This window comes from Protofrankia sp. CiP1_Cm_nod3, assembly GCF_982290655.1.
Genome location: NZ_CEVIVD010000235.1, coordinates 4,953 through 5,444, shown reverse-complemented (window position 1 = coordinate 5,444; position 492 = coordinate 4,953). Strand labels below are relative to the sequence as shown.

The window sequence follows — 492 nt, the reverse complement described above, 5'->3', positions numbered from 1 at the left end:
CCGTCGGAGTGGAGGGGGCCGCGGGTCGCGAGGGCCGACGTGACCAGGATGCCGGCTTCCGGTGGTGTCCCGACGGCTGTGGCCAGGCACGGCCCGGTGCGCCCGGGCGGCAGCTCGTGCACGGTGACGGCGTCCGCGCGCAGATGGTCGGCGATCATCCGCGCGGCGGCGCGCCACAGCGGCCGCGGCTCGGCGCTGTGCAGGCAGCGCTGGGCCAGGTCCGCCACGATCGCCTGTTCGGCCGCGCGGATGCGCAGCTTCGCCCGTGCCTGCTCGCGTTCGGTGACGTCGGTGGCGACCAACGCCACCGACGTCACCGTGCCGTCCGCGGCGGCCAGCGGCACCGCGTGGGTGTCGTAACAGCGTCCACCCGCCTCGACGACACCTGACACTCGTTCGCCGGAGCGCGCCGCCCGGCGGGCCATGCGCCGGATCGTCACGTCCTCGAAGGCCGTCCCTCCGGACGCTCTCCCTCCCGGCGGCCCTCCCGGC

Annotated in this window: 1 protein-coding gene; it reads right to left on the bottom strand. The window is 76.4% G+C overall.

The window, feature by feature from the left end; genetic code table 11:
* On the bottom strand, positions 1-440 hold a 440-nt coding region (locus AC5LUJ_RS23410; protein WP_493465791.1), incomplete at its 3' end, for a PAS domain-containing protein.
* Between the last annotated feature and the right edge of the window lie 52 nt (positions 441-492).